22 protein-coding genes and 1 pseudogene are annotated in these 18,950 nt (G+C 61.0%); 9 read left to right on the top strand and 14 right to left on the bottom strand.

The genetic code is table 11. The annotated features are described in order from the left end of the window. Window positions 1-52: 52 nt before the first annotated feature. On the top strand, window positions 53-550 hold the full coding sequence (locus tag GDA49_10940) for a copper chaperone PCu(A)C (GenBank protein MBC6440898.1): 498 nt from the start codon (window positions 53-55) through the stop codon (window positions 548-550). Between the two features lie 50 nt (window positions 551-600). Then, complete coding sequence (locus tag GDA49_10935; GenBank protein MBC6440897.1) at window positions 601-1,203, top strand: SCO family protein; 603 nt, start codon at window positions 601-603, stop codon at window positions 1,201-1,203. Here GDA49_10935 and GDA49_10930 read toward each other — a convergent pair. The 5 genes and pseudogenes from GDA49_10930 to GDA49_10910 form a co-directional block, all read right to left on the bottom strand. Next, window positions 1,187-1,489, bottom strand: coding sequence for a hypothetical protein (locus tag GDA49_10930; protein ID MBC6440896.1), 303 nt, complete (start codon window positions 1,487-1,489; stop codon window positions 1,187-1,189). The two genes, GDA49_10935 and GDA49_10930, sit on opposite strands and share 17 nt — an antisense overlap. Before the next feature lie 238 nt (window positions 1,490-1,727). After that, complete coding sequence (locus GDA49_10925; protein MBC6440895.1) at window positions 1,728-1,961, bottom strand: hypothetical protein; 234 nt, start codon at window positions 1,959-1,961, stop codon at window positions 1,728-1,730. A gap of 24 nt (window positions 1,962-1,985) precedes the next feature. Beyond that, complete coding sequence (locus GDA49_10920; protein ID MBC6440894.1) at window positions 1,986-2,249, bottom strand: hypothetical protein; 264 nt, start codon at window positions 2,247-2,249, stop codon at window positions 1,986-1,988. Window positions 2,250-2,452: 203 nt separating this feature from the next. Further along, window positions 2,453-3,313, bottom strand: coding sequence for an oxygen-dependent coproporphyrinogen oxidase (gene hemF / locus GDA49_10915; protein MBC6440893.1), 861 nt, complete (start codon window positions 3,311-3,313; stop codon window positions 2,453-2,455). A gap of 7 nt (window positions 3,314-3,320) precedes the next feature. After that, window positions 3,321-3,795, bottom strand: a pseudogene (locus GDA49_10910) (hypothetical protein). A 164-nt stretch (window positions 3,796-3,959) separates the two neighbouring features. Between GDA49_10910 and petA the strand changes: the two are divergent. The 7 genes from petA to GDA49_10875 all read left to right on the top strand — a co-directional run bounded on the left by petA (window position 3,960) and on the right by GDA49_10875 (window position 10,309). Next, window positions 3,960-4,484, top strand: a complete 525-nt coding sequence (gene petA, locus GDA49_10905) for a ubiquinol-cytochrome c reductase iron-sulfur subunit (protein MBC6440892.1) — start codon at window positions 3,960-3,962, stop codon at window positions 4,482-4,484. Between the two features lie 17 nt (window positions 4,485-4,501). Continuing rightward, a complete protein-coding gene (locus GDA49_10900) occupies window positions 4,502-5,767 on the top strand; it encodes a cytochrome b N-terminal domain-containing protein (GenBank protein ID MBC6440891.1) in 1,266 nt (421 codons plus the stop codon). 11 nt (window positions 5,768-5,778) lie between these two features. Next, the gene (locus GDA49_10895) at window positions 5,779-6,525 is read left to right on the top strand and encodes a cytochrome c1 (protein MBC6440890.1); all 747 of its coding nucleotides are present in this window, start codon (window positions 5,779-5,781) and stop codon (window positions 6,523-6,525) included. 36 nt (window positions 6,526-6,561) lie between these two features. Beyond that, window positions 6,562-7,434 carry an S-methyl-5'-thioadenosine phosphorylase gene (locus tag GDA49_10890; GenBank protein ID MBC6440889.1) on the top strand — a complete coding sequence of 291 codons (873 nt, stop codon included), beginning with the start codon at window positions 6,562-6,564 and terminating at the stop codon, window positions 7,432-7,434. A 3-nt stretch (window positions 7,435-7,437) separates the two neighbouring features. Beyond that, window positions 7,438-7,965 carry an adenine phosphoribosyltransferase gene (locus GDA49_10885; protein ID MBC6440888.1) on the top strand — a complete coding sequence of 176 codons (528 nt, stop codon included), beginning with the start codon at window positions 7,438-7,440 and terminating at the stop codon, window positions 7,963-7,965. Window position 7,966: 1 nt separating this feature from the next. Next, window positions 7,967-8,815: a VOC family protein gene (locus tag GDA49_10880; protein ID MBC6440887.1), complete on the top strand. Its 849-nt coding sequence runs from the start codon at window positions 7,967-7,969 to the stop codon at window positions 8,813-8,815. A gap of 918 nt (window positions 8,816-9,733) precedes the next feature. Continuing rightward, window positions 9,734-10,309, top strand: coding sequence for a septation protein IspZ (locus GDA49_10875; protein MBC6440886.1), 576 nt, complete (start codon window positions 9,734-9,736; stop codon window positions 10,307-10,309). A 5-nt stretch (window positions 10,310-10,314) separates the two neighbouring features. Here the strand turns inward: GDA49_10875 and GDA49_10870 are convergent, their stop codons facing one another. The 9 genes from GDA49_10870 to GDA49_10830 form a co-directional block, all read right to left on the bottom strand. Beyond that, window positions 10,315-11,379, bottom strand: a complete 1,065-nt coding sequence (locus GDA49_10870; GenBank protein MBC6440885.1) for a M48 family metallopeptidase — start codon at window positions 11,377-11,379, stop codon at window positions 10,315-10,317. A gap of 28 nt (window positions 11,380-11,407) precedes the next feature. Beyond that, window positions 11,408-12,682 carry a TerB family tellurite resistance protein gene (locus GDA49_10865; GenBank protein ID MBC6440884.1) on the bottom strand — a complete coding sequence of 425 codons (1,275 nt, stop codon included), beginning with the start codon at window positions 12,680-12,682 and terminating at the stop codon, window positions 11,408-11,410. A gap of 3 nt (window positions 12,683-12,685) precedes the next feature. Beyond that, window positions 12,686-14,200, bottom strand: a complete 1,515-nt coding sequence (locus tag GDA49_10860; protein MBC6440883.1) for an Hsp70 family protein — start codon at window positions 14,198-14,200, stop codon at window positions 12,686-12,688. A gap of 2 nt (window positions 14,201-14,202) precedes the next feature. Continuing rightward, on the bottom strand, window positions 14,203-15,003 hold the full coding sequence (locus tag GDA49_10855; GenBank protein ID MBC6440882.1) for a hypothetical protein: 801 nt from the start codon (window positions 15,001-15,003) through the stop codon (window positions 14,203-14,205). A 94-nt stretch (window positions 15,004-15,097) separates the two neighbouring features. Next, window positions 15,098-15,337 (bottom strand): dienelactone hydrolase family protein, encoded by a 240-nt coding sequence (locus tag GDA49_10850; GenBank protein ID MBC6440881.1) that lies wholly within the window; start codon window positions 15,335-15,337, stop codon window positions 15,098-15,100. A gap of 183 nt (window positions 15,338-15,520) precedes the next feature. Beyond that, the gene (gene ychF / locus GDA49_10845) at window positions 15,521-16,621 is read right to left on the bottom strand and encodes a redox-regulated ATPase YchF (GenBank protein ID MBC6440880.1); all 1,101 of its coding nucleotides are present in this window, start codon (window positions 16,619-16,621) and stop codon (window positions 15,521-15,523) included. Between the two features lie 4 nt (window positions 16,622-16,625). Then, the gene (locus GDA49_10840) at window positions 16,626-17,225 is read right to left on the bottom strand and encodes an aminoacyl-tRNA hydrolase (protein ID MBC6440879.1); all 600 of its coding nucleotides are present in this window, start codon (window positions 17,223-17,225) and stop codon (window positions 16,626-16,628) included. A 30-nt stretch (window positions 17,226-17,255) separates the two neighbouring features. Next, a complete protein-coding gene (locus GDA49_10835) occupies window positions 17,256-17,909 on the bottom strand; it encodes a 50S ribosomal protein L25/general stress protein Ctc (protein MBC6440878.1) in 654 nt (217 codons plus the stop codon). A 31-nt stretch (window positions 17,910-17,940) separates the two neighbouring features. Continuing rightward, on the bottom strand, window positions 17,941-18,873 hold the full coding sequence (locus tag GDA49_10830) for a ribose-phosphate pyrophosphokinase (protein ID MBC6440877.1): 933 nt from the start codon (window positions 18,871-18,873) through the stop codon (window positions 17,941-17,943). Window positions 18,874-18,950: the final 77 nt, after the last annotated feature.

Below are 18,950 nucleotides of genomic sequence, written 5' to 3'. Positions count from 1 at the left end.
GAGCCGTCATCGGCGGCTCTCCAAATCTCTGTCGATTCGAAAGGACCGTCCGATGCGCTACACACAGGTCGTTGCTCTTTGTCTTCTTTTCCTGGCGGGTCTGCCCGCCGCTGCCCACGATCTGACGGTCGGGAATCTCCTTTTTGACCATCCGTGGATCGCCGAAACGCCGCCGGGCTCGCCGGCTGCAGCGGGTTACGTCGTGATTTCCAACAATGGTGACGAGGCCGACCGGCTGCTGTCGGTGACCTCGGATGTCACCGACCGGACCGAGGTGCACAGCATGACGATCAATGATGCCGGCGTCATGGAGATGCGCGCGGTCACGGACGGACTCGCGGTCGAGCCGGGCACCGACCTGAAGCTGGAGCCGGGCGGTTATCACCTGATGTTCATGGGCCTGACCGATCGCCTGACCGCAGGAGAGCACTACACTGTGATCTTCACATTCGAGCGAGCCGGCGATGTGGCGCTTGAGTTTGTCGTCGAAAAGCGGCCGTCGGCGATGGACCATAGAGAGAGGGATCACGATGCGCACGACGACCATTGAGGGTGTGGCGACGTCGTGATGACGACGGATGCCACGGAGGACGAGATCTGATGAAGATTCGCTACATCATCGTCGGCTTGGCTGCGGCCGCAACGGTCGCCATCACGGCGCTGGGTGTCATGGAATGGCAGCGCCATGCCCTGACAGAGACGGCGCAACAGACGCCAGTCGATATCGGTGGGCCGTTCACCATGACCGCGCATGACGGGAAGACCGTGACCGAACAGGATCTGGTTGGCCGCCGGGCCGTGATCTTCTTCGGCTTCACGCACTGCCCGGATGTCTGCCCGACCACGCTCAACGAGGTTGCGGGATGGCTCGATGCATTGGGCGAGGACGGCGAACTGATCGATCCCTACTTCGTCAGTGTCGACCCCGCGCGCGATACGCCCGAAAGGATGGGTGAATACTCCGGCTACTTCTCGCCGCGTATCACGGGGCTGGTCGGCACCGACGAACAGCTCGCCGAAATGGCCGAGGGCTACAGGCTCTACTATGACCGGATCGACCTCGACGACGGCGACTACGTGATGGACCACAGCGCTGCCGTTTATCTGATGGACGGCGAAGGCCGGTTCTTCGACGCCATCACCTATACGGCGACCTTCGACGAGGCCGTCGCCAAACTGCGGCGGCTCATCGCGAAGGGCTGACCGGGGTTCGTCCGCGTTCGATCCGCTCCAAGGAATGAGCGTGATTGATGCGATGTCCCAGGACCCGGCGCAACAGGCTGCCCGCATCCGGCGAGGCAATCTCCATGGCGCCGGCCATGCGGTTGCGGCCACGATCGGCTTCACCGTCACCTCGATCCTGATCAAGCAGCTTGGCCAGCTCGGCATTGATGTTTTCCAGACCGTCGCGGTCCGGCCGGTCGTAGGCCTGCTGATCCTGTGGCCGCTCCTGGTGCGGGCGAGGCTGGTGCCGTGGCGCAGCCAGCATCTGAAGATCCACTTCGCCAGGGCCCGTTCTGGGCGGCACGGCGGTTCTGGCCGGCGACTACGCCTTCATGAAGCTGCCTCTGGCCGAGGTCACGGCGATCAGCTTCACCGTGCCGCTGTTCGTTACGGTCACCGCGGTCGTCTTTCTGGGCGAGGCCGTCGGCTTGCGGCGCTGATCGGCGACAGCCGCCGGATTTCTCGGGGGTCATCTTCTTCGCCGAGATTCCGGACACTTGGACCTACGCCGGCTCCGCACTGATCATCATCTCGACGCTCTGCATCGCACGGTGCGAAGCGAAGCTGGCACGCGCCCAGTCCTGATTGACGCGGCTCTCGACGTTGAGCCTCGACCAGATCTCCTCGATCCAGTCCTTGATGGTGAGGTCCTCCTGCCAGCGGTCGGAGAGCTCCCAGCCGTCCTTGTCGGTCATGGTATAGGCTGGCGGGCCCGGTTCGATCAGGAAGTTGAGCATGGCGTCGGGCCCTTCGCGGTAACGCTACTTGTGAATGCCGTCCTCCCACCACTGGCGGAACTTCGTCACCCAGCCCTGCTGCTGGGGAAAGTCGAGCTGGATCTGGACCTGTTCACGGCTCGCCCCCCGTCCTTGTAAGGCGACCGAACGATCGAGGATCTGCTTGATCCAGTGTTTGTCGTGGGTCGGAACCAGCCAGATGAACTCCCGTCCGACCACGAAATGCGAGAGGTCCGAGCAAAGCCTCATCTCGGGCACAGCATCCATGACCTGGAGCGTGTAGAGCATGTCGGTGGTGATACAGTCGCGATGGGTCTCGATGATGCAGGGTATGCTGGCGCAGGCGTGATCAGGCCCATCCCGGCGTAACCGGCGTCCTTGATCATTTCGACCTGCTCCTCCAGCGGTCACTCGTTGCCGTCGGGCCGGCACCGCTCCATGTCCCAGATAGGCTGGAAGACTTGAGCGTCTGGGTCGTGGCGTACTCCTCCTCAGGGCCACTTCGCTTCGGGCGGCAGCGACATCAGGATGGCATCGGTGTTGCCCCCGGTCATCATGCCGAAGCGGGTGCCACGATCGTAGACCAGATTGAACTCGGCGTAGCGGCCTCGATAGACAAGCTGTTGCTCGCGCTGCTCCTCGGTCCAGGTCTCCGCCATGTGGCGGCGCACCAGTTCCGGATAGATCGCCCGGAAGGTCTCGCCCACGTCGCGGGTGAAGGCGAAGCTTGCGTCGTCGGCATCAATGTAGTCGTAGAAGATGCCGCCCACGCCGCGCGCCACGCCGCGGTGCTTGATGAAGAAGTATTCGTCGGCCCATTCCTTGAAGCGCGGGTAGTCGCCGCAGGCGTGCCGGTTGCAGCAGGCCTCGAAGGCCGCGTGGAACGCCGCGGTGTCGTCGTCGTCGGGAAGGGGCGGGTTGAGATCGGCGCCGCCGCCGTACCAGGCCTTGCCGGCGGTGACGATGTGCCGCGTGTTCATATGGACCGCGGGCACCAGCGGCGAATGCATGTGTGCGACCAAAGATAAACCTGAGGCCCAGAAGCGCCCGTCCTCGGCCGTGGTCCCGGGAATTTCGCCACGGAACTGCTCGGAAAACTCGCCCCAGACCGACGAGACATTCACCCCGACCTTCTCGAACACCCGGCCTTTCATGACGGCCATGATGCCGCCGCCACCGTCCGGACGGTCCCAGGCCGTGCGCTCGAAGCGACCCGCCGGACGGTCAGACAGGGGGCCGGTGTGCTCGTTCTCGATCGCCTCGAAGGCCTCGCAGATTCTGGTACGCAGTTCCTCGAACCAAGCGGAGGCCGAGGCGCGGCGCGCGGGATCGCCGGGAAGGTCGTCGGTCATCGGGCGCTCACTGTTGGGCTGCGGCAATCTGGCTGAAGCCCGAGGTCTGGCGCAAGGCTTCGCCCGGGGCCATCGCGCCTGTGACCACAATGTTGAGCGAGCGCGGGGCCGCGGCCATCGGGAGCGCCAGCAGAAGATCGGCGCGGTCGTGGACCGCATATGGAACACCCGACGTCTCACGCCCGCGGATCAGGATGTCATCCGACCCGATCGCAGCCTCGTAGAGATTGTTTCGGGCGCGGGGCGTGAGAAAAATGAGCCGACGCGACGGTGCAATTGCAAGAAAATCGTTCCAGCTTCTGTGTCGGGTCATGTCCAGATGATCGGCATAGTCAATCAACGCTCGTCGACAGCATCGGTCGCCGAGCTGGAAAGCTGGCGGTTTCGATCATCTCCACGCCAATCCCGAGACACGCCGCCATGCGCAGAATCGTGCCTGCATTCCGGGGAATATCGGGTTGGTAGAGCGCCAATCGGATCATTGACTGAGTTGCGGCCTCTGCCGCCCTTGCACCGTGCTTTGGGGCAGTATATTCATGGCTCGCCTTCGGGTCTGCGGAGGCGTCAGAAAGGGCGACGGGATGACGCCCGGAGGGGCGGTCAGTCCCGTCTGTGTAACTGTCAACAACGCAGAGGTCTCCCTCACATGACGGAGCACGCAAGCTGCGCGCAAGAAGAAACTCGGCGCGACTTCCTCCATGTGGCAACGGCGGCCGTCGCCGTGGTCGGCGCAGCGCACGTGGCATGGCCGTTCATCGATCAGATGAACCCGTCGGCGGACGTTCTGGCACTGTCGTCGGTCGAGGTCGACCTGTCGCCGGTCCCGGTGGGCCAGCAGCTTACGGTCAACTGGCGCGGCAAACCGGTGTTCATCCGTCACCGGACGGAGGAAGACATCGTCGAGGCGCGGGCCGTTTCCCTTGAGGATCTGCCCGACCCACAGTCGGACGAGGAGCGCGTCGAGCGCGCGGAGTGGTTGATCATGGTGGGTGTTTGCACCCATCTGGGCTGCATTCCGCTCGCCGACCAGGGTGACTACGGCGGCTGGTTCTGCCCCTGTCATGGTTCGCACTACGACACCTCAGGCCGCATTCGCCTGGGCCCGGCACCTGAGAACCTTCCCGTTCCGGGCTATGCCTTCACCGACGACACCACCGTCGTCATCGGCTGAGTGGGAGGCACCATCTGATGGATAACCTTCTGAACAATGGCCTGGTCCGCTGGTTCGACAACCGGCTTCCGGTCTTCAGCTACGTCAACGAGCATCTCGTCGTCTATCCGGCGCCGCGCAATCTGAACTACGCGTGGAACTTCGGTTCGCTCGCCGGTCTCGCCCTGATGATTCAGATCGTCACCGGCATCGTGCTCGCCATGCATTACACGCCGCATGCGGATTACGCCTTCGACAGCGTCGAGCGCATCATGCGCGACGTGAACTACGGCTGGCTGATTCGCTATATGCACGCCAACGGCGCGTCGTTCTTCTTCATCGTGGTTTACCTCCACATCTTCCGCGGCCTCTACTACGGCTCCTACAAGGCGCCTCGCGAGGTCTTGTGGTGGATCGGCCTCGTCATCCTGCTGCTGATGATGGGCACGGCGTTCATGGGCTACGTGCTTCCCTGGGGTCAGATGAGCTTCTGGGGCGCCACCGTCATCACCAACCTGTTCAGCGCCATTCCCTTCGTCGGCCCGCCGATTGTCGAGTGGCTGTGGGGTGGCTTCGCGGTCGACAATCCCACGCTGAACCGGTTCTACGCCCTGCATTACTTGCTGCCGTTCGTGATCGCCGGCGTGGTCGTGCTGCATCTGTGGGCGCTGCACCGCAACAAGTCGAATAATCCGCTGGGCATCGACTACAAGGGGCCGCAGGACTTCATCCCGTTCCATCCGTACTACACCATCAAGGACGCGGTCGGCGCGGGCATCTTCCTGATCGTCTTCTCGATCTTCCTGTTCTATGCGCCCAACTACCTCGGCCATCCGGACAACTACATTCCGGCTGATCCGCTGAAGACCCCGGCGCATATCGTGCCCGAATGGTACTTCCTGCCGTTCTACGCAATCCTGCGTGCGGTGCCCGACATCTGGTTCATCGATGCCAAGCTCGCCGGCGTGATAGCCATGGGTGCGTCCATCGGTATCCTGTTCCTGCTGCCTTGGCTCGACACCTCGCGGATTCGTTCGGCGACGTTCCGGCCCGTGTTCAAGTTGTTCTACTGGATCATGATCCTGAACTTCTTCGTGCTCGGCTACGTCGGATCACAGCCGGCCGAGGGTATCTGGATCGTGATCGGCCGGATCGCCACGGTCTACTACTTCGCGCACTTCATTGTGCTGTTGCCCCTGATCGGCTGGTTCGAGAGGCCGAGGCCTCTGCCGGACAGCATTGCCAAACCTGTGCTGTCCGGCGGTCCGGTTCCGGCGGCGGCTCCCGCCCAAGACAAGGCCTGAGGAGAGAGACGATGAAACGCTTCGTCCCCGCCATTCTGGCACTTGCACTCATGGTCCCGGGCGCCGCACAGGCGGCCGGTGATGCTGCAACGCCAGGGCAGCGTTCCTGGTCCTGGGACGGTCTGTTCGGCACCTATGATCGCGCGCAGCTTCAGAAGGGTCTCGAGATTCACATGATGCAGTGCATGAACTGCCACAGCCTGAAGTACGTGCACTTCCGCGATCTCGTGCAGCTCGGCTACTCCGAGGACGAGATCAAGGCGCTGGCGTCGCAATACGATGTGGCGGGCGAACCCGACGAGTGGGGCGACCCCACGGTCCGGCCCGCGGAGCTCTTCGATCCCTTCCCGTCGCCCTATCGCAACGAGAAAGAGGCCCGCGCGCTCAACAACGGTGCGGTGCCGCCCGATCTCTCGCTGATGGCCAAGGCTCGCAAGGACGGCTCGAACTATCTCGCGTCGCTGCTCAGTGACGACGAGTATAACGAGGGCAATCCGGACGACGGTGGCCTCTATCCGAACCACTACTTCGCCGGTGGCAAGATCGCCATGGCACCGCCGCTCTGGCCCGACATGCTCGGTGATGGTGCAACGCTCGACGAGGAGGCCGAGGCCATCGCCGCCTTTCTGACCTGGGCGGCCGAGCCTAAGCTCGAGGAGCGCAAGGGCATGGGCATGAAGGTCCTGCTCTTCCTTCTGATTCTTACCGGGCTGTTCTACGTATCGAAGCGCAAGATCTGGGCGAACGTCCACCATTAAGGTCGTAATCAGAACTGACCGGAGGGGCGCCGGGCGATGACCGAAAACGTTCTTGGCATCCTTGGCGGCAGTGGTGTCTATGACATCGATGGCCTGACCGATGCACGCTGGGTGACCGTGGAGACGCCGTGGGGCTCACCATCGGACCAGTTGCTCGACGGTACGCTTGATGGCCAGCGCATTGTCTTCCTGCCGCGTCACGGACGTGGTCATGCGATCTCGCCAACCGGGATCAACGCCCGCGCCAACATCGACGCACTCAAGCGGCTGGGCGTGACTGATGTCATCTCGATCGCCGCGGTCGGATCGTTCCGCGAGGAGCTCAGCCCCGGCACGTTCGTTTTGTGCGACCAGTACGTCGACCGCACGAACAGCCGCGAGCGCAGCTTCTTCGGCAACGGTTGTGTGGCACATGTCTCGCTGGCGCACCCGACCTGCGCCCGCCTCAGCGACCATATCGCGGCGGCGGGCGACGAGGCCGGTATCACCATGGTGCGCGGCGGTGCCTATCTCTGCATCGAGGGACCGCAGTTCTCGACGCTTGCCGAATCGAGCCTCTATCGCTCGTGGAACATGGACGTCATCGGCATGACAGCGATGCCCGAGGCACGGCTCGCCCGTGAGGCGGAATTCTGCTACGCCACTGTCGCCATGGTCACGGACTATGACTGCTGGCACGAGGACCACGGTGCAGTCACGGTCGAGCAGATCATCGAGGTGTTGCACGCCAATGCCGACAACGCCCGCAAGCTAGTCAAGGCGCTCGCCTTACGCGTGGGCCAGCGTGACCATCCCTGCAGCGAAGGTTGCGACCGGGCCCTTGATTTTGCCATCATCACTGATCCCAACCACCGGGATCACGCGCTGCTCGACAAGCTTGATGCGGTCGCCGGTCGTGTTCTGGGCTGATTCATGGACCTGAAGAGTCTGATCCGTTCGATCCCGGACTATCCCCACGAGGGGATCATGTTCCGCGACATCACGACGCTGTTCGCCGACGCGCGCGGATTTCGCCGGACCGTGGACGAGCTAATCCAGCCCTATACCGGCCGGGAAATCGACGCGGTCGCGGGTATCGAGGCGCGTGGCTTCATCCTGGGTGGGGCGATGGCGCATCAGCTCTCGGTCGGCTTCATCCCGATCCGCAAGAAGGGCAAGCTGCCGTGGAAAACGATCGGCATGAATTATGCTCTGGAGTACGGCACTGACCGGGTCGAAATCCATGAGGATGCTGTCGAACAGGGCGCACGCGTGCTCGTCGTTGACGATCTGATTGCGACCGGCGGAACCACGGCGGCGGGCATCGAGCTGTTACGTCGGGCCGGTGCAGAGGTCGTTTCCTGCGGCTTCGTCATCGAACTGCCCGACCTCGGCGGTGCCGCAGTGCTCGACAAGCTCAATGTACCCTATCACGCGCTGATCCAGTTCGAGGGCACCTGAGATGACCGGTGCCGTCTCGGGGATCGACCATCTTGTGGTCGATACCGACGATCTTGATGGTGCGCGCGACGTCTGGGCGCGCCTCGGCTTCACCATGACGCCCCGTGGCCGCCATCCGCAGTGGGGCACGGGCAACTACTGCACCATGTTCGAGAACGACTATCTTGAACTGATCGGTGTCGTCGATCCTTCGGAGTTGGCTGCCAATGCCGCGCATCGCGGTGAACGAAAGCAGGGTAGGGGGCTTTCCGCTGTCGCCTTTGCCTCGAAAGATGCCGAGGCGTCGGCCGCCACACTTCGCGAGGCCGGGATCGAGCCGGACGATCCGAAGGATCTTTCACGCCTGCTGGAAGGTGACGAGGGTACCAGCGAGCCGCGCTTCCACATTCTCCATCTTCCGGCTGACGCGACACCGCTGATCCCGATGTTCCTGTGCCGGCACCTCACGCCCGAACTCGTGCGCCGACCTGACTGGTTGCGCCATCCCAACGGCGCCCGCCGGATCGCGAGTGTCGTCATTCCGGCAGCGGAGCCACTGTCCAGTGTTGCCGCCCTGGAGCGGCTGTTCGGTGGCGCAGCCGTCGCCATGACCGATAACACCGTCACGGTTCGTGCTGGCGGTCAGACGGTTGTCTTCGCAAGCCACGACGATCTCAATGCGCTTTACCCCGATCTCCTGCCGGTGCCCGGCGAAGCACGGTGCCCGGCCGTGGTCACGCTTGCCGTAAATGACCTGGGCAATACCGCCGGGCACCTTGCCAAAAGCGGCGTGCCCATTCTGCGGGATGCGGCATCGGTGATGGTCGCGGCCGAAGACGCCTGCGGCATCGCCCTAGTGTTCGAGAGCTGACCGAGACCCAGAGCCGGACGGGGGACGAGCCCGCCAAAGGCGAACATGTGCGTATGGGTCTCGTCGGCGATGAAGCTGTCCTGTGGCAAGATGAGATTCACGTTGGTCAGCGCGGGTTCGATCATCACGCAGGCGGTTTCACCTTTCGCCAGCACCATCTCGGACGCCGCGAGTTCGTTGAACGGCACCACAGTGGTGTGCCGGCCGTGGTCGCGTGCCATGTCCAGCGAGGTCGACTGCGGCTCCTCATGGCAGCAGTTGACCAAGGTCTTGCCGATGTGACCGTGATAGCTGCCGTCGAACATCAGGACGCCGTCCCGGCTGGTGGCCATGCGCGACAGCCGGATCGCCTCCGTGTTGGCTGCCGATGCCGAAAGTGTGTGTTGCCAGTGACTCGGCCCAAAACGACAGCCGAGTTCCTCGGAAACCCAGATCGAATCCTCGACGGGAAGCAGGAACTGTGCGCCGTCGGCCATGCGTGGCGCGATGGCATCGGTCACGACCTTGATGCCGTAGCCAACGGTCGACGACAGATCGGCATGGTTGAAGTCGATGTAGCTATGACCGTCGACGTCGGTGAACACGGCGCTGCTGCCCGACACGACATGGACCGGATCGTGGTGCATGAGCCCGCGCATCCAGGACATGGGTACACCCGACAGCATTGATGCTGTCGCCTTTCCAGCAGGTCGGCCGAACGAGGACGGGATTGGCTAAAACGCGTGTTCTCGCGCGCGATCAGTTCGGAAACCTCCTCGGGGTTCATCGTGGTTGCTCCTTCACGAACATGAACATGGTCGATGAAGGGCGCTGCTGGAGCATGGCGCTGAACACGATGACGATCATCGATCGGCTCTGGCGACGACGGCCACAGTCCTGATAAGGATGACAACTGTGACATGGTCAACCGGAAAACTCGTGAGCTTCCACGAACGTTATCTCAACCGCCATATGGGGTTGGAACTTGGACCTGTCGCGGTGTTCTTCGTCGCCAACTGGTTCGGCGGCCTGATGGTGGCGACCGCAGCCGTGATGGTGGCAACTGCGCTGTGCGTGACGGTCGGCTGGATCACCGAGCGCAAGATCCCGGCTCTGGGGTTGGTGATCTTGGCGCTCGTCCTGATCCTCGGCGGTCTGAGCCTGGTCTTTCAGGACGAAACCTTCATCAAGGTGAAGCCAACCGTTGCCAATCTTCTTTTCGCGCTTGCGCTGTTCATCGGCCTGCGCCTTGATCCCTCGATCCTGGAACGTGCCCTGGGCAGTTTCGTCTTTCTCACAAAGAAGGGCTGGCGTGTCTTGACTTGGCGGTGGATCGGCCTTGCCTTCGCCGGGGCTGTCGCCAATGAGATCGCATGGCGGGTGCTGTCGTCAGACGACTGGGTCACCTTCAAGACGGCGAGCTCGGTCGGCTCGATCCTGCTCTACATTGTCGCTACCCGTCTGACCGCACCGCATTACTGGAATCGAGAAGAGGAGGATTACAGTGCGCAGTGACCAATTCAGCGAACCACGCTCTTCATTCCCTCCGGCAGAAATTCAATCTCGCTGGCATTTATCTCATCGTCGACGAAGGTCTTTGAAGTGCTCGGCGCCATTGTGAGAAGTTCGCCGATCTCTGCTCTTGCCCGCTCGCAAACGAACAACCGTACGTCATCGCTACTCAGTCCGGTGAAGTTCCTTCGCGCCTTGTTCACGAAGTCAGCGCCGAACTTCTCCGTCAAGGTATCCTGCTCCCGACGGGACAGCTTTCCGTCGCTGACAGCTGCGGCGAGCCAGATCCAACTTGAAACGCGCCTTCTTGTGGTTTCAATCATGGATGTTACCGGCTTCTCAACGTAGCGAGTGACATCACTACGAACCCGATGATCAAGAACTTCAAAGTCAGTTTGGGCTTCCTTGCTGTCAAATCTGGGATAGTGAGTCTCCGCAAACTGAGAAAACCACAAAAGGCAGCGTGTGCGAACAGGCATGCTTGGGTGTGTGGCAAAAGCTATGTTGCATTCAGTATATGCCTTGACTGTGCGCATTGTATCACGAAGATAGGCAGCAATATCGAATCGTAGATAGTCTGCCGACAATCCGGAGGTCATCTTCATGATCGACCGCAACGCAGCATCCGGATTGCGGGCCGATACAAGTCCGATGCGATCACACGACAGTTCCTGCGCTCGAGAGAGGGCAAAATACTCAACAGTACCGCGTTCGGGCTCATCGGCTAGGCCATGACCCAGAAGAAAATGCCCCAACTCATGACCGATGATGAAGGCGAGTTCCTGGTCATCAAACTTTTCCACGAGGCTCGAGGAAAGCCTGATGACGCAGGATTGATCATCAATCGGCATGCACGATGCTTGAATCTCGGGCGCGGCATACACGAACCCGCGAACGCCGTCCGGAGGCAACAAGAGACGATCGCAGCAATCGTCAAGGACACTGGCGACGGTCGGTAATACGTCGTGCGAAATCTCCAGACCGGTACTGCTCAGATGCGACCACACCGATGACCGTGCGATGTTCACGCTTTGGCTGGCGAGATCAACTTCACCGCCGTAGCGGATCGCCATAGCGAACCGTCTTGCGACCTCAAATCTGTCACACATGTTTTTTGCGCTGTTCTGCAATCAGATTGAGCATTTCTTGGGCTCGTTGTCGTTCGTCCGGATCGGAGAGAGAGTTAAGTCGTCCGTTCCATTTGGCAAACTCGCCTCGCAGGTACTTTCGCACACGCTCTTTTGACCAAGTGGGGTCAATGCCGAGTATCGCCTCCGCACTTTCGGCGCCCGTTGGAGGGGAGAGTTTGACCATTCTCTGGTCTTTCATCTTCTGCAACTCGTCGTAATTGATGTCCAACGCAGACGCGATTCTGCAGATGGTCTCAATCTCGTCCGGATCGGCATGCCCATCGGCCGCCATGACGTCAAAGCAGAGTTCAACAGCCTGATACTTGTATGGTTCATCAGCAAGCACGTTGAGGTCGGCTGTTATCTGAGACAACGAAAGTTCGGATCGCTGCGCCAATTTGTAGGCTTCCTTGAAGGCTTTATTGCTCACCTCCTTGACACGTTTCCGGCGAGCTCCCTGAAGTTCGGAGAGCGACTTTGTGATCCAGGCAGAGATGGTTTGGGCCTCGGTTTCGTCCATAGAGCCATCGGCCATGGCGACGGCCACGGCGAGTTTGACGGTCAAGGCTCTACTTTCGTTTTCCGCTTCGGCCTGTTCCTCGTAGCCTTTAGTCTTGAAGGTTTGCGTGATGTGGAGGACGTGCTGACCCACAACGGCAGCATCGTTCTTTTCACCGAAGCCCTTGTTGATATTCGCCTTTTGATCAAGATCAACCAAGCGCAGGACGACAAGGAGCTTGCGTTCGCCGCCGACGGGCGGAACCAGCATAGCGGGAACGACGACTCCGGCCCGGACCCACGAAATGAAACCGCTACCCGGGTCGACCTCCCCGACCTCAACGCGGTGCTGGTAGCAAATGGTCTCAGGTTCCTGAAACGCATCGACAACCGAGTGAACCGGCTTCAACTGATCGGTTGTCTCGTCAAGGACAGAAATGATGAAGGCGAGCCTGCGACGTCTGGAAACAGGGAACACGCCCTTGGCCTTGATTTCGATGACTTCAAAGGACACATCGCTGTTGGCGGGGACCCGCTTGCATTTGATCTCGAAAGGCCTGAGTCCGCGAAACTCGGCCTGAAGGTTCTCGGTAAACGAACCCCGCCCCGTCGCTGTTCGAAAGGCAGCGCCGACAGTTCCGAACAGGCCCAGTACCGCCTTGCACAATATAGAGAGCGCACCAAGCAAGCCACAGACGATAATAAAGATGATAAAGAGCGCAACCCAAACGTCGAGAAATACTTCCATGGTTTATTCCACCGTGAACTTCTCAATATCAAACTCTTGGACCGCTTCGCTTTGCGCCATCGAAAGGTCAATCTCCTTTGATGTGCCTGTTGCGACGTCGGTGAAGGTACATCGCATCGTCTGATTGTCGGTGTAGCTGAACGTGACGCTGATCTCCTGACCGGCAGGTCGTCCAGCTGGCAGCGTCAGATCGCCTTCCCAGATGATCTTGACGAATTTCGGATCGCTCTCCGGCGCATTGGCTTCCGTGATTCGGCACGTAACCTGAGTCTGGCCGTCCGCGCGCGTGTAATAGGATTTGGAGACCGAACACGGGATTTTCGTGTTCTTTGCAATCACGATCGAGTTCTCAAGCTCTTTGCTTTGACGTTCCTCGTTGAACCTGATCGCCAGCGTGCCAAAGTACTTATGTGTCCTCTCTTGAAGATTGATGCTTTCGATCTTGTTCCGTTGAATCGCGTTGAGATTGGCGCTGTCAGTCCGGACCGCCGCATAGAGTGCGGCACCTAGTGCGACAACTTCGTCTGGGTTGCCGAAGGTGACAGGGTTTTTGCCGAAGACCTCAGAAACACATCTCTGTACCGCAGGCGTTCGGGTGCTACCGCCGGCAAGGATCACAGCGTCGATCCGGGAAGCACTGACCTTGGCTTCATCAAGAGCCGACTCGCAGAGCATTTCCATCTGAGCGATGTAAGACGAGATCGCCTCTTCGTATTCAGCCCGCGTCACGTTGATGTTGATCCGGCCCTGATCACCGACTGTATTGACGATGACCTTCTCGCGCCGACTGAGCGACTTCTTGTCTTCCTCGCGATCGCTTGGAGGGTAGTCGTCCTTGGTCAGCTGGCCACCCGTCATCTCCGCGTATCTTGCTGCGACGAGATCAAACATCTTTCCGTCAAAGTCGTCACCGCCAAGTCTGCTGACACCTTCGGAACCCAGGACCTCGACGTCGTTCCCCGACACGCGCACGATCGTGACATCAAAGGTGCCACCGCCAAGGTCGAACACGGCATAGATGCCTCTGAGATCCTCACCCGATTGCTGGGCGAAGTAGAGTGCCGCAGCGGTCGGCTCGTTGATGATGTATTTGACGTCGATCCCGGCGATTTTTGCAGCGGCGAGTGTTGCCTCGCGGGCCTCGTTGGCGAAGTTGGCCGGAACGGTTACAACCGCCTCGCGGATTGGTCCGATGGCCTTCTCCGTTTCCGACTTCAGGTGTTGCAGGACCAGCGCACTAAGGTCCGTCGGCGTCATATCCCCGGCGACCATCCGATACATCGTATCGGTTCCCATGTCGCGTTTGAACCGGCCCTGCGTTCGGGTGTTATCCCGACCCCACATTTTTCGCGCGTCTTCGCCGACGATCGCGGGTGAACCCGGCTCTTCAAAGTGAACAACCGACGGCGTGATGTTCTGACCGTCCGAGTTGTGAACGATGACAGGGCGTCCTGCATCATCCAGTCTTGCGACCGCCGAGAATGTGGTGCCAAGGTCAATGCCAACGATTGCAGACATGCTCAATCCTCGCGAGCCTGATGAACGAACATACTAACCTCCGCCTTCTGTACATACTCAGGCCCTGCGGCCGTGTGCATGACGAAGCCTTCGCACAGAATCTCTGCGATGTGGAGATGTTTGGCGGGATCGTCTGTCGGGATCTCCTTCGGTCGATCCGCAACACCGGGCGCATCCTGATATTTGGAATCGATGTCGGGTCGGTATCGTTTCAGACCGCATTCAAAGAGGGCGTCCTCCAGCAGCTCCGCGAACTGCTTCAGCATCGTGGCGTCCTGTCCGTTCCGCTCCATGTCCTCGGCCTGGTCCTCCATCTTCCGCAGAACTCTCAGGAACCTTCCAAGGTACCTTTTGAACACAATGGCGTCGCCACCCTCTTTCAGACGCTTAATGTCGGTGTCCTTCTTCGTGAGTTCCTGATGAAAGATCCCCAGAGATTCAAGTACATCATCCAATTTCGAAGTGACGGTTTCGTGCTGGTGGTTCGTATGCTTCTGTTGTTCCAGCGCGAGCGACCGAATCAGTCCGTCGAACCACCACTGCGGTGAGTCCTGTTGCTGGCGCAGGTATTCCCGGTCTCCCGGAATCACGTTCGGTACACCTGCAAACTGGCCGACGTTGCGCCAACGAATCACAAAAACAACCGTCAGCCCGGCAACGGCCAACACGCAGAGCGATATCAGTGTGATCGCCACAGTGATCGCCACAAGCCAGGGAGAAACGCCTAATGTACCCGCGCCGGCGACAAGCATTGTGTCTTCATCTGGCCGAGCGGTCGCTTGGGTCTCGTCTTCGTCTGCCACCGACACCTGATCGGGATCAGGATGCGGGCTGTTATTCTGTGTCTGTTCTCCGTGGCTTGCATCCGAACTCTGGACCTCATGTCCTGATGCGACATCAGGTCCAGAGATTGGGTAACAAAGCACTATCAAGCTCACGACCAAAACCGCGAGAATAGAGCGACGGCGCAATCGTATCGTAGCCGTCGGCCGCGAAGCCGTCGACCAAGCGATCGGATCGGATGTGGCCGTTGACGCCGAAGATCTCCTGCAGGACGATGATCGCCCTGCGCGGCGCCTCCGGTGTTGCACGCCAAGCCTTGAAGCCATGGCCGTCACCAGCGTGAGATCGATCCATGCACCCATTGCTCGGGCCCTCTGTTCGTCCCAGACAGTCGGCATTACACCAAACAGTGTCATCCCGGACAAGTCGCAAAGCGACGATGATCCCGGCTCTCGGTCCGCACCACCCGGGCGTGACGGGATCCCGGCTCTCGCCTTACTCGGCCGGGATGACATAGAGTGATAGGGTCTGGGCGGTTCAGACGTTGAAGCGGAAGAGGAAGACGTCGCCGTCCCTGACCTGATAGTCGCGGCCTTCCTGGCGCATGAGCCCGGCCTGCTTGGCACCCTGCTCGCCCTGGTGCGAGACATAGTCGTCGAAGCCGATGGTCTCGGCGCAGATGAACCCGCGCTCGAAATCAGTGTGAATCTCGCCAGCGGCTTGGGGTGCCGTCGAGCCGTCGGTCACAGTCCAAGCGCGAGCTTCCTTCGGGCCTGCCGTAAAGAAGGTGATCAGGCCCAGCAGGCGATAGGCGGCGCGGATCACACGGTTGAGGCCGGGCTCGTTGAGCCCGAAACCCTCCAGGAACACCGCCTTGTCGTCAGCGTCGTCGATCTCGGCCAGCTCCGATTCGATGCGCGCCGAGACCAACACAACCTGTGCGCCTTCGGCGTCGGCATGGGCGGCCACGGTGCTCGTATGGTCATTGCCCTCAGCAGCATCACCTTCGTCAACGTTGCAGACATACATCACGGGCTTGGCGGTCAGCAGCTGCAGCATGGCGAAGCGCTTGGCCTCGTCCGGGCTGACCTCAATGCTGCGTGCGGGTTTGCCGTCCCTCAAGGCGGCCAGGGCGCGCTCCATGATCGGCAGGTCGGTGTTGGCCTGGCGGTCGCCGCCCTTCGCCCGCTTCGATGTGGCATCGGTGCGCTTCTCGAGACTCTCGAGGTCGGCCAGCATCAGTTCGGTGTCGATTGTCCCGATATCGCGCAGCGGGTCGACCGAACCGTCGACGTGGCTGACGTCGCCGCCATCGAAGCAGCGCACGAGATGGAGCACCGCGTCAACCTCGCGAATGTTGCCGAGGAACTGGTTGCCCAGGCCCTCGCCCTGGCTGGCACCACGCACGAGTCCGGCGATATCGACGAACTCGATGTGGTTCCACACCACCTTCTGCGGCGCGACAATTCCGGCTATGGTCTCAAGGCGCGGGTCGGGCACGTTCACACGACCGATGTTGGGATCGACGGTGCAGAACGGGAAGTTGCCGATCCGGGCCGCGCCGGTGGCGGTCAGGGCGTTGAAGAGCGTCGACTTGCCGACATTGGGCAGGCCCACGATGCCGCATCGAATTCCCATGCGATCAACTCTCGTTCTTCGTCGTTTTTTCGGTCAGCGGTTTCGTCAGAAGCGCCACACGGGTCTGGAAATTATTGTCGGCCCCCTCGGCCAGCATCGGGGCTGCGTCCGCGATGGCATCAAGCAGCTCGGCGACCCAGCCTTTGTCGCTGATACCAAAGTTCCCGAGCACATGGCCGATGACCTTGTCCTTCTGGCCGGGATGACCGACACCGATACGGACGCGTCGGTAGTTCGCGCCGAAATGGGCATGGATGCTGCGGATGCCATTGTGGCCGGCATGACCGCCACCGGCCTTGGTCCGCACCTTGCCCGGCGCCAGGTCGATCTCGTCGTAGAGCACCACGATGTCATGGGGCTCCAGCTTGAAGAACCGGGCGGCCTCGGCGACCGACCAACCGGAGTTGTTCATGAAGGTCAGCGGCTTGAGCAGCAGGCACTTGTTGTTGCCGAGCCGGCCCTCCGCCGCTTCGCCCTGGAACCTGCGCCGCCAGGCGCCGAACCCATGGACCTTGGCAATGCGTTCGACCGCCATGAAACCGATGTTGTGGCGCTGGCGTACATGATCGGGGCCGGGATTGCCGAGACCGACGAGTAAAAACATGAGCCAAATCCCCGATGTCCGGGGCCGTGATCAGGCCTCGCCTTCGTCCTCGCCGGCACCGTCGCCCTCGTCCTCGCCGTCGACCTCGCGTTCTTCGCCTTCGCCGACGTCGGAGACGACGGTCGGCGCGGCGATGGTCGCGACGGTGAAGTCACGATCGTCGATGGTCGGCGCCACGCCCTCGGGCAGGGCGACGGCGCTGATGTGGATGCTGTCACCGATGTTGGCACCCGTGAGATCGACCTCAATCGACTCAGGAATGGCGTTGGCCGGGCAAGTCACCTCAATCTCGTAGCGCACCACGTTGAGCACGCCACCGCGCTTCAGGCCCTCGCACTCCTCCTCGTTGAGGAAGGTGACGGGGATGTTGACCGTCAGCGTCGCGTCGGCCTTCACCGCCAGGAAGTCGACGTGAAGGATCGTGTCGGTGACGGGGTGCAGCTGCAGATCGCGCGCCAGCACATCCATGGTCTTGCTTCCCACCTTCAGCTTGTAGAGCTGGGCGAAAAAACCGGCCTGATGGGCTTCGCGGTCGAGCACGTCGCGCGAGACCGAGATCATGATGTTGTCGCGATCGGCACCGTAGACGATGCCGGGGATCATGCCGTCGCGGCGCGTGGCGCGGGCCGCGCCCGTTCCGGAGGTTTCGCGTAGTTCAGCCGTGATGATGGCTTGGTCAGCCATGACCTATTGCTCCTTCAGCTTTCCGCTGGTGTCAGTCGAACAAGCTCGAAACCGAGCTTTCCTCGCTGATGCGCCTCACGGCGTCCGCCATCAACGAAGCAACCGACAACACGCGAATCTTGTCCGCGACCCGGACGGCTTCCGTGGGACGAAGCGAATCGGTGATCGACAGCGTGGCCATCACCGAGGCCTCGATCCGGCCGACGGCTCCGCCGGACAGGACGCCATGAACAATATGAGCGTCGACTCTCGTCGCGCCGCTGTCCTTGAGCGCCTTGGCCGCATTGCACAGGGTGCCGCCTGAGTCGACGATGTCGTCGACCAAAATACAGCGTCGGCCCTCGACATCACCAATGACATTCATGACTTCCGAGACGCCGACGCGTTCGCGACGCTTATCCACAATCGCAAGGTCCGCGTCAAGACGCTTGGCGATCTGGCGCGCCCGGAAAACGCCGCCCACATCAGGTGAGACGATGGTCAGTCCGTCGCCGTTCAGATTGTCCTGGATGTCCTGCACCATGTTCGGTGCGGCGTAGAGATTATCGACCGGGATATCGAAGAAACCCTGAATCTGCCCGGCGTGGAGATCGAGCGTCAAGACCCTGTTCGCACCGGCCTCCGTGATCAGGTTGGCGACCAGCTTGGCCGAAATCGGCGTGCGCGAACCGACCTTGCGGTCCTGCCGGGCATAACCGAAGTAGGGAATCACCGCCGTGATGCGCCGTGCAGACGCGCGCCTGAGCGCATCGATCGTGATCAGCAGCTCCATCAGATGGTCGTTGGCGGGGTAGGAGGTCGATTGGATCACGAAGACGTCCTCGCCGCGGACGTTCTCGTGAATCTCGACGAACACTTCCATGTCGCTGAATCGGCGGACGCTGGCGTTCGCCAACTCAATACCCATAACCGCCGCCATCGCCTCGGCGAGCGGCCGATTGCTGTTGCCTGAAACCAGCTTCATTTGATGTCCCGCGCCGTCCCTTGCCACAGGGAGCGGCAGACTTTTAACAAGGAGGTCATGGCCTGTAAACGACGTGA

The sequence above is a fragment of the Rhodospirillales bacterium genome (assembly GCA_014323865.1).
In the GTDB taxonomy this organism is placed as follows: Bacteria; Pseudomonadota; Alphaproteobacteria; order SP197; family SP197; genus SP197.
This window is presented reverse-complemented; position numbering and strand designations above follow the sequence as displayed.

Bases quoted from the DNA above. Each gene is read 5' to 3' on its own strand.
- GDA49_10930 (MBC6440896.1), bottom strand. From the start codon at position 1,489: ATGCTGGCTGCGCCACGGCACCAGCCTCGCCCGCACCAGGAGCGGCCA.
- GDA49_10920 (MBC6440894.1), bottom strand. From the start codon at position 2,249: ATGCTCTACACGCTCCAGGTCATGGATGCTGTGCCCGAGATGAGGCTT.
- GDA49_10880 (MBC6440887.1), top strand. From the start codon at position 7,967: ATGACCGGTGCCGTCTCGGGGATCGACCATCTTGTGGTCGATACCGAC.
- GDA49_10900 (MBC6440891.1), top strand. From the start codon at position 4,502: ATGGATAACCTTCTGAACAATGGCCTGGTCCGCTGGTTCGACAACCGG.
- GDA49_10925 (MBC6440895.1), bottom strand. From the start codon at position 1,961: ATGCTCAACTTCCTGATCGAACCGGGCCCGCCAGCCTATACCATGACC.
- hemF (MBC6440893.1), bottom strand. From the start codon at position 3,313: ATGACCGACGACCTTCCCGGCGATCCCGCGCGCCGCGCCTCGGCCTCC.
- GDA49_10885 (MBC6440888.1), top strand. From the start codon at position 7,438: ATGGACCTGAAGAGTCTGATCCGTTCGATCCCGGACTATCCCCACGAG.
- GDA49_10860 (MBC6440883.1), bottom strand. From the start codon at position 14,200: ATGTCTGCAATCGTTGGCATTGACCTTGGCACCACATTCTCGGCGGTC.
- GDA49_10830 (MBC6440877.1), bottom strand. From the start codon at position 18,873: ATGAAGCTGGTTTCAGGCAACAGCAATCGGCCGCTCGCCGAGGCGATG.
- GDA49_10870 (MBC6440885.1), bottom strand. From the start codon at position 11,379: ATGGCGATCCGCTACGGCGGTGAAGTTGATCTCGCCAGCCAAAGCGTG.
- GDA49_10890 (MBC6440889.1), top strand. From the start codon at position 6,562: ATGACCGAAAACGTTCTTGGCATCCTTGGCGGCAGTGGTGTCTATGAC.
- GDA49_10865 (MBC6440884.1), bottom strand. From the start codon at position 12,682: ATGGAAGTATTTCTCGACGTTTGGGTTGCGCTCTTTATCATCTTTATT.
- GDA49_10835 (MBC6440878.1), bottom strand. From the start codon at position 17,909: ATGGCTGACCAAGCCATCATCACGGCTGAACTACGCGAAACCTCCGGA.
- GDA49_10940 (MBC6440898.1), top strand. From the start codon at position 53: ATGCGCTACACACAGGTCGTTGCTCTTTGTCTTCTTTTCCTGGCGGGT.
- petA (MBC6440892.1), top strand. From the start codon at position 3,960: ATGACGGAGCACGCAAGCTGCGCGCAAGAAGAAACTCGGCGCGACTTC.
- GDA49_10850 (MBC6440881.1), bottom strand. From the start codon at position 15,337: ATGGATCGATCTCACGCTGGTGACGGCCATGGCTTCAAGGCTTGGCGT.
- GDA49_10935 (MBC6440897.1), top strand. From the start codon at position 601: ATGAAGATTCGCTACATCATCGTCGGCTTGGCTGCGGCCGCAACGGTC.
- GDA49_10840 (MBC6440879.1), bottom strand. From the start codon at position 17,225: ATGTTTTTACTCGTCGGTCTCGGCAATCCCGGCCCCGATCATGTACGC.
- ychF (MBC6440880.1), bottom strand. From the start codon at position 16,621: ATGGGAATTCGATGCGGCATCGTGGGCCTGCCCAATGTCGGCAAGTCG.
- GDA49_10895 (MBC6440890.1), top strand. From the start codon at position 5,779: ATGAAACGCTTCGTCCCCGCCATTCTGGCACTTGCACTCATGGTCCCG.